Source organism: Bacteroides sp. AM32-11AC (genome assembly GCF_003603515.1).
GTDB lineage: Bacteria > Bacteroidota > Bacteroidia > Bacteroidales > Bacteroidaceae > Bacteroides > Bacteroides uniformis.
Genome location: NZ_QTNH01000010.1, coordinates 139,225 through 147,751, shown reverse-complemented (window position 1 = coordinate 147,751; position 8,527 = coordinate 139,225). Strand labels below are relative to the sequence as shown.

The 8,527-nt window shown below is 48.8% G+C and carries 5 protein-coding genes and 1 pseudogene; 1 reads left to right on the top strand and 5 read right to left on the bottom strand.

Features of this window, described 5'->3' with window-relative positions:
* Positions 1-528: pseudogene (locus DW800_RS19810) on the top strand (UDP-GlcNAc--UDP-phosphate GlcNAc-1-phosphate transferase); the annotation flags it as partial.
* Between the two features lie 14 nt (positions 529-542).
* On the opposite strand, the gene DW800_RS12435 reads toward DW800_RS19810, so the two are convergent.
* The 5 genes from DW800_RS12435 to DW800_RS12415 form a co-directional block, all read right to left on the bottom strand.
* Complete coding sequence (locus DW800_RS12435) at positions 543-1,064, bottom strand: hypothetical protein (protein WP_243633643.1); 522 nt, start codon at positions 1,062-1,064, stop codon at positions 543-545.
* A gap of 106 nt (positions 1,065-1,170) precedes the next feature.
* Complete coding sequence (locus DW800_RS12430; RefSeq protein ID WP_117703319.1) at positions 1,171-3,294, bottom strand: alpha/beta hydrolase family protein; 2,124 nt, start codon at positions 3,292-3,294, stop codon at positions 1,171-1,173.
* A gap of 37 nt (positions 3,295-3,331) precedes the next feature.
* Positions 3,332-4,663: an MATE family efflux transporter gene (locus DW800_RS12425; protein ID WP_119958118.1), complete on the bottom strand. Its 1,332-nt coding sequence runs from the start codon at positions 4,661-4,663 to the stop codon at positions 3,332-3,334.
* A gap of 101 nt (positions 4,664-4,764) precedes the next feature.
* Complete coding sequence (yidC, locus tag DW800_RS12420) at positions 4,765-6,618, bottom strand: membrane protein insertase YidC (protein ID WP_119958117.1); 1,854 nt, start codon at positions 6,616-6,618, stop codon at positions 4,765-4,767.
* Positions 6,619-6,649: 31 nt separating this feature from the next.
* Positions 6,650-8,269: a CTP synthase gene (locus DW800_RS12415; RefSeq protein WP_119958116.1), complete on the bottom strand. Its 1,620-nt coding sequence runs from the start codon at positions 8,267-8,269 to the stop codon at positions 6,650-6,652.
* Positions 8,270-8,527: the final 258 nt, after the last annotated feature.

Genomic DNA, 8,527 nt, shown 5'->3' with positions numbered 1-8,527 from the left:
GGTTATTCTCTGGTTATTCTTGCTGCGTTGGCCTATATCAATAAGGAGGTGGTTACTTTTGTGGAAGCGGATTTCATCTATACCGTTATCTGTTCCGTTCTAGTCTTCTGTTTCTTCAATTTCCGCAAGCGTGCTAAATGCTTTGCCGGTGATGTGGGGTCGGTGAGCATTGCCTTTATCCTTCTTTTCCTGATAGGCAGGCTCATCATTGAAACGGAAGATTTCAGTTGGATAGTCCTTTTATCCGTTTATGGTGTGGATAGTGTACTGACTATCATTCACCGCCTGATGCTTCATGAGAATATCGGGCTGCCGCATCGCAAACATCTGTATCAGATTATGGCGAATGAGCTGAAGATTCCTCATGTCATAGTCTCTCTGGCCTATATGACAATACAGACTTTTATAATAGTAGGATATATTTATTACCAACGGTATGGCTATATCTTCTTGATAGGGTGTATCTTACTGTTGAGCGCAATATACGTACTCTTCATGAAAAAGTATTTTTCAAGACATATCTCTTGAATTACTGTCTTCCATTATACAATTTCCACGGTCACCTGAATACCCAAAGCTTTGGCAATACGCTCGATATCACGCTTCTTTGTTTTTGTATTGCTGCAGGTCATAAGAAACCGTCCGTTGCCTAATGGTTTTTGAGCGCGCTGGTATTTCTCATGAAGTGTGTTTGATATCAAGGGAATCTTGCATACCTTGATATTTAAAGATTGCACTTGTTCCACACCTACTGTCATCACAAATTGCCGGAAAGTCTCGGCTGCTTGTGTTTCTTGAATTACTTTCCCATTACCAAAAGTAATTTTTAACCGGGATATTGGAGTATTGCTTTCCGTATCATTGGTTACTTGGTATAGTTTCTTTGCTGCTTCAAGAAATCTTGGAAATAATGTTCCCCACTGGTTGTTGACAACAATTTTTGTTCCGTCTGCCAATAAAATAACTTCATCAGGCTTAAGAAAGTAACGTTTCTTTAAATCGGGATGAGATTTGATTTTTTCTTGGACTTCTATCAAGGTACGTATTACACCTAATACTTTCAAATTATAGTCATAAAAAATGAATCGGGCGGTGTACAATAAAAACAAATAGTCCCGGATTCTTTGTCAAGAATCCGGGACTATTTGTTTTTATCGTTTTTGAGGGGCTTTACTTAGCCGGCTTCAACCATTTGTCCAGCCATTCAAAGAAGGTACGTTGCCACAGCACGCCATTCTGAGGTTTCAGTACCCAGTGGTTTTCGTCCGGATAGATAAGCAGTTCGGCAGGAACGCCACGCATCACGGCTGCATCGAAGGCGGCCATTGCCTGGTTGGCAAGGATGCGGAAGTCCTTCTCTCCGTGGATGCAGAGGATAGGGGTGTCCCATTTGTCGACGAAGAGATGCGGGGAGTTGGCAAAAGTGCGTTGTGCCGTAGCGTTGTTCTTTTCCCAATAAGCACCGCCCATATCCCAGTTGGCAAACCATTTCTCTTCCGTTTCCAGATATTGCATTTCCATGTTGAAGATACCGTCGTGTGCGATGAATGCCTTGAAGCGTTTGTCATGGTGTCCGGCAAGCCAATATACGGAGAAACCTCCGAAGCTGGCACCTACGCAACCCAGGCGGTCTTTGTCAACGAAAGGTTCCTTGGCCATTTCGTCAATGGCAGTGAAGTAGTCCTTCATGCACTGGCCGCCATAATCACCGCTGATGGCTTCGTTCCACTCTACACCGAAGCCCGGAAGACCACGACGGTTGGGAGCTACGATGATATAGTCGTTTGCCGCCATAATCTGGAAATTCCAACGGTAGCTCCAGAACTGGCTGACGGGACTCTGAGGACCACCTTCACAGAAGAGGAGGGTGGGGTACTTCTTGTTAGGGTCGAACTGTGGAGGATAAATCACCCAGGTCAGCATCTGCTTGCCGTCGGTGGTCTTCATCCAGCGGGCTTCCACCTTACCCATCTCCAGCTGGTCGTAAATCTGCTTGTTTTCTGTGGTCAGTTGCACTGCTTCTGCAAAAGCGTCGCCGTTGCGTGCACTGTTTACGGCATAGATTTCGTCGCCCATGCTCATGGAGTGGCGTTTGGCGATAATCTTGTCTCCGCAAAGGGCAAGCGAAGCATAGTCGTACATGCCGTCGGTGAGCTGGGTAAGCTTGTCGTTTCCGGCAAGGTCGATGTTGTAAATCTGTGTCTCGCCATGCCATACACCGATGAAGTAGATGCTCCGGGAATCTTTGTTCCACAAGAAGGCGTCCACGTTCGATTCGAAAGCTTTGCTTACAAAACGTTTCTCGCCGGTCTCGAGGTTCATGATAAACAAGCGGTTCAAGTCGGCTTCGTAGCCGTCACGCTCCATGCTCTGCCAGGCGATGTATTTGCCGTCGGGAGAGTATTGGGGATTCGTATCATATCCCTTGTTTTCTTCCGTGATGTTTTTGGTTTCCTTGGAGGCAAGGTCGTAGATATAAATGTCGGAGTTGGTGGAAATGGCATACGCCAGTCCGGTTTTCTTACGGCATGTATAGGCCACCTTATCAGAAGACGGGCTCCATGCCAGCTGCTCGATACCGCCCCAGGGCTTCATCGGGCTTTCGTATGGCTCTCCCTCAAGAATATCAGTGACATTGCTGATGGCATTGCCGTCGAAATCGGCAACGAATGGATGGGGAGCAGTAGTCACCCATTCGTCCCAATGCTTGTACATCAGGTCGGTAACGATGATGCCGGTAGCTTTAGGAAGGTCCGGATGTTTGTCTGCCGTACTCTTCACGGTCTTTACCTGGGCAATGAAAAGGAGTTTCTTGCCGTCGGGCGAGAAAGAGAACCCTTCGATGTCTCCCTCGTATTGAGTCAGCTGCTTGCGTCCGCTGCCGTCGGGATTCATTTCCCATACCTGGCTGCTGCCGCTTTCGTTGCAGAGGAAGGCAAGCTTCTTGCCGTCCTTGAACCATGTGGGCTGTCCTTCTTGCCAGGCGTCATGCGTTATCTGGGTATTGCCACTACCGTCGGCATTCATGACGAAGACTTCGCTGTTACTCTTGTTCTGGGGCACGCTGTAATAGGATACCGTGTAGGCAATTTGCTTTTCGTCGGGAGATACGGCTACACTGCCGATACGTCCCATCGCCCAGAGTGCCTCGGGTGTCATACGCTTTCCTTCAATCTTGATGTCCGACCGCTGGATGAGCGCTGCTGCGTCCTGCTGCTGTCCGGCATCTTTTGTTCCTCCGCAGGAGGCCAATGTCATGGCTGCTGACATAAGTAGTAGATTTACTTGTTTCATATATGTTTTTTGTTTCGGTTATTTCAATGCAAAGATACTAAATTTTCCTTCCTTGCCAATTCCCACGTTTGATATATAGCCAGCAGAAAATGAGAATAAAGCTGGAATAAACCATTTCCGAGGTCCAGCAGATGGCCACGTCGAGTTGCAGAATCAGAATAATGTAGGTGATATAGGCTGTGTAGATGATCAGCGTTGCCAGCTCCATGCCCAATGCAGTACGCGTATTGCCGGTTCCGGAAACTGCCTGGAAATAGACATTGGCAGGAACCAGGAACAGATAGGTGGAGCACATCACCCAAAGCGAATGCACGGCAGCGTCCTGCAGGTCGGGTATGTCGGTATAAATTCCCAGAATCAGCTTGGGGAACAGCGCGAAAAGCAATGCCAGCGGAAGTACGAAAACGTAGGCTATGCGTACGTGCTGCCGGATAGTGCCTGCCACGCAATCGGAGTGGCCTGCACCGATGAGGTTGCTGACCAATGAACCGCAGGTAGAGGCAAATGCCATGAGTACCATGAACAGTATGCCGGACACATTGCGGACAATGTTGGTCACTGCCAGCGATCGCTCTCCCAGATGCTCCACATAAAGGAAGAACAAGAACCAGGTGGAGAGGGAGAAGAAATTCTGTATCATGGTCCAGAAAGAGACGTTCAGCATCCGTTTCAATACGTCCAGCCGGAACTTCGGAATACGGTCCAGCCCGTACTTGCAGCAGTCGATACGGCTACGGGTATAGAGGATGAAGAATAACAGCGAAACCAGCTCGGCCAATGAGGAGCCGATGGCGGCTCCGGCAATGCCGAGTGCAGGAAAACCGAATTTACCGAAAATCAGGATATAGTTGAATACGACATTGCTCAACACCATGACGATGGAGTTCAGTGTCAGTGTCTTGGTCTGGGTGGTTCCCAAGAAAAAGGCACGGAACATGACTGCGCTGAACGAGAAGAAGGCACCGAATACACGCCAGTGCAGGTAGCTGGTGGCTGCTTCGTAGATATGTTCCGAGGCTACGATGCGTTTCAGGATAATCGGCGAGAAGCAATAAGATAGCAGGAACATGACTGCCGCCATCCCGACTTGGAAATAGATGCCCTGATAGAACAAGTCACCGATTTCCTTATACTGCCGTTCGCCGTTGCGCCGGGCAATGAGTATCTGGGCCCCGATGCTGAAACCGAAGGCAACCATGAAGATGACCATGTAGAAGACACCGGCGATGGCAGATGCTCCCAGCTCGACTTCGCCCACACGTCCGAGGAAGGCGGTGTCCGTCATACCTATCAGTTGCTCCATAAGGAGGCTGATTAGGATGGGGTAGGCTATAAGCCAGATTTGTTTGTAGGTGTATTTAGTCTGCATAATTTAGAGTCTGTGATTTTTTCATTGGCGTAAGGATAAGAAAGCCGGGCAAATGTCATTGTCCGGCTTTCTGCAAAAGAATATTTTGAACGGTAGTCTTACTACTTTTTGTTCTGTCTCTCTTTCATCATCTGTTCCTGCTGTTTCTGCATGGCTTCCAGACGGGCGGCGAAACCGGTTTTCTTCATCTTCTTCGGGTCTTTTTTGTTGGCTTCCAACTGGGCAAGAAGGGCTTCCTCATTGGTTGTCTTGCGCATGATGAGCGTTGTTACCACACTGATTAACGTAGAGATGAAGTAGTAATAGTTCAATCCCGAAGGATAATCGTTCAATATGAAGAGGAACATGACAGGCATCAGGTATGACATCCACTTCATGGCAGCCATCTGCGGATTGGCACCCGTATCCTGCTGCTGCATCATGTACTTCGTGTTCAATATGTTGGTAACCGTCATCAGCAGGCAGAACAAGCTGAGGTGGCTTCCCAGGAACGGGATATGGAACGGGAAGTTGATGAACGCATCGTAAGTGGAAAGGTCGTCTGCCCACAAGAAGCTCTGCTGGCGGAGTTCAATGGCACTCGGCACGAACATGAACAAGGCCATCAAGATAGGGAACTGTATCAGCATCGGCAGACATCCGCCCATCGGACTGACTCCGTACTGGCTGTAGAGGCCCATCACTTCCTGCTGCTTCTTCATGGCATCTTCCTGCTTGGGGTACTTCTTGTTTATCTCGTCGATTTTCGGTTTCAGTACGCGCATCTTGGCAGAGGACATGTAGGTTTTCCACGTTGCGGGGAATACTACAGCTTTTACGATTAACGTCATGAACAACAGTACGATACCCATGCTCAACCCCCAACTGGACAACCAGTCGAAGATGTTGATGGTGAACCATTTGTTTATCCAGCGGATGAGCGGCCAGCCCAGATAGACCAGACGGTTCAGCTCCCACTTCTCGTCACGCCCCTTGTCGAGTGCGGTCAGGGTCTTGTAGTGATTGGGGCCGAAGTAGAAGAACAGCTGGGTAGGTTCTTTGCCGGCAGGGTCGAACTTCGTGCTCATCTCCGCAGAATAGTCCTTAATGTAGCCGCTGCCTTGAGTCTCCATCTTGGAACTCAGCTTGGTCTTTTCAAAGTCGGCATCTGCCAGGAATACCGAAGAGAAGAACTGGTTCTTGAAGGCAATCCAGTCCAGGCGTTCCGGAACTTCCTTTTCGTCGTTCTTGTTGGCAGACAGATAATCGGTACCCTCTCCGGTGATTTTGTAAGTCAGTTCAGCCAGACGGTTCTCGTAGGTGTAACCCTTCTCTATCTGACGGGCACGTTGTGACCACTCGATGTCCACATAATTGTTGGTAGCCGCCAGCTTACCTTCCATATTGACTGCCTGAATAGTAAAGTCTATCAGGTATGTGTCATTATGCATGCGATATGTAAAGTCGATATAGCTGTTGCTGTCTGCCGACAAACGCATGGTGACGGTACTGTCCGTACGGTTTACTGCGGTGAAATAATAGTCTTCCGTCTGGATAGTCTCTTTCTTGTTGTAAAAGAGGAAATTCATGGAAGCGTCGTTGCCGCTGAACAGTGTGACGGGGGTCGTCTTGTCTTGTCCCATGTATTCCTTCAGCGTGGCCGAAGCTATGCGCCCGCCTTTTGTATCTACGGTTATTTCTGCCAGGTTGTTCTGGATGGTTACCTGCGAGTTGGTTCCTTGACGGGCGTCGAAGAAGAGGGCAGTGGAGTCAACGCTTGCTTCCGCTCCGCTTTCGTTGGCCAGGGCTGCTTCCGCCTTGGCTTTCAAGTCGGCTTCGCGCTGTTGCACCTGGGCTATGGAGTCGTAGTAACGTTGCTGTGCTTCCAACTGCTCCTGGCTGGGACGGCTCAGAAAGCTGAAACCTACTAACAATATCGCTATCAGAACAAGACCTGTGATGGTATTTTTATCCATTCTTTGTTGATTACAAATTACTTATTACAAATTATTTCTTTTCGTTTTCATTTTCGATGGCGGCCTTCACGAATGCTATGAACAGTGGGTGCGGATGCAATACCGTACTGCTGTATTCGGGATGGAACTGGGTACCGACAAACCACTTCAATGCGGGAATCTCAACAATTTCCACCAGGTCCGATTCGGGGTTTATACCCACACACTTCATGCCTGCTGCTTCGTAGGCATCCTTGAAGCTGTTGTTGAACTCGTAGCGGTGACGGTGACGTTCCTGGATATGCTCGGTACCATATGCCTCGTATGCCTTGCTGCCTTTCTGCAGAACACATTCGTAGGCACCCAGACGCATGGTCCCACCCATATTGGTGATGGACTTCTGCTCTTCCATGATGTCGATGACATTGTGCGGTGTCTTTTCGTCCATCTCGCGTGAGTTGGCATCGGCATAACCCAGTACGTTACGGGCAAATTCGATGGCGATGCACTGCATACCCAGGCAGATTCCGAAGGTGGGGATGTCGTGCGTACGCGCATATTTGATGGCTACGAACTTGCCGGCAACGCCGCGTTCGCCGAAGCCTGGACCGATAAGTACGCCTGCCATGCCTTTCAGGGCTTCTGCCACATTCTCGTCAGTCAGCTTTTCACTGTTCACGAAGTCTACCGATACCTTGCGGTCATTGTAGGTTCCTGCTTGTGAAAGGGCCTCGCGGATGGACTTGTAGGCATCCTGCAAGTCATATTTGCCCACCAATGCGATGTGCAGCGGGGCAGTCTCTTCGGCTTTGTGACGGCGTTCGAGGAAAGCACGCCACGGTCCCAGTCCCGGAGTGTCGCCGACGGGAAGTCCCATTTTCTTCAAAATGGTAACGTCCAGTCCCTGGCTCTGCATCAAGATAGGCACTTCGTAGATGGTAGGCGCGTCGATACTTTGCACCACGGCATTCTCGTCCACATTGCAGAACAGAGCCACTTTCTTGCGCAGGGTGGTACTCAACTCATGTTCCGTACGCAGTACGAGGACATCGGGTTGGATACCGGCACTTTGCAGTTCCTTTACGGAGTGCTGGGTGGGCTTGGTCTTCAGTTCACCGGCAGCTGCCAGGTAGGGGACATAAGTAAGGTGTACGCACAAGGCGTCTTTTCCCAGTTCCCACTTCAGCTGACGGATGCTTTCCAGATAGGGTAGAGACTCGATGTCACCCACTGTACCGCCAATCTCGGTAATAACAAAGTCGAATTTGTATTTGTTTCCCAGCAGTTTTACATTACGCTTGATTTCGTCTGTAATATGGGGAATAACCTGAATTGTCTTTCCCAGATAGTCACCCCGGCGCTCTTTGTCGATGACGCTTTTGTAGATGCGTCCGGTCGTGATATTGTTGGCCTTGGTGGTCTGGATGCCCAGGAAGCGTTCGTAATGGCCCAAATCGAGGTCGGCTTCGTGGCCATCCACGGTAACGTAGCATTCGCCGTGTTCATAAGGGTTCAGTGTACCCGGGTCGATGTTGATGTACGGGTCAAACTTCTGGATGGTTACCTTGTAACCTCTTGCTTGCAGCAATTTACCGATGGAGGATGAGATGATACCTTTACCTAATGAAGAGGCAACACCACCGGTGACGAAAATATACTTTGTTTCTCCCACAACTATATTATTTTATTAATTGTTTAATCTAATGCCAAGAGCCTATACGGCTTGTCGTTCAGGGTGCGCACTGCTCCCGTCAGTACACGTAGAACTTAAAAAGCGCAAAATTATAAAAAAAAGAGGAAGTAGAGAAAGTTTCGATGAAACAATTATTAAAAAATACGATTTCATCGAAGAAAGTCCTTCTTGCCTTTTTCTTATGGCTTTTCTATGTTTTCTAAACATTTTAAGCTAAATTTGCGCTCGAAACATAGA

Coding starts and splice junctions, on each gene's coding strand:
- DW800_RS12430 (WP_117703319.1), bottom strand. CDS start 3,294: ATGAAACAAGTAAATCTACTACTTATGTCAGCAGCCATGACATTGGCC.
- DW800_RS12425 (WP_119958118.1), bottom strand. CDS start 4,663: ATGCAGACTAAATACACCTACAAACAAATCTGGCTTATAGCCTACCCC.
- yidC (WP_119958117.1), bottom strand. CDS start 6,618: ATGGATAAAAATACCATCACAGGTCTTGTTCTGATAGCGATATTGTTA.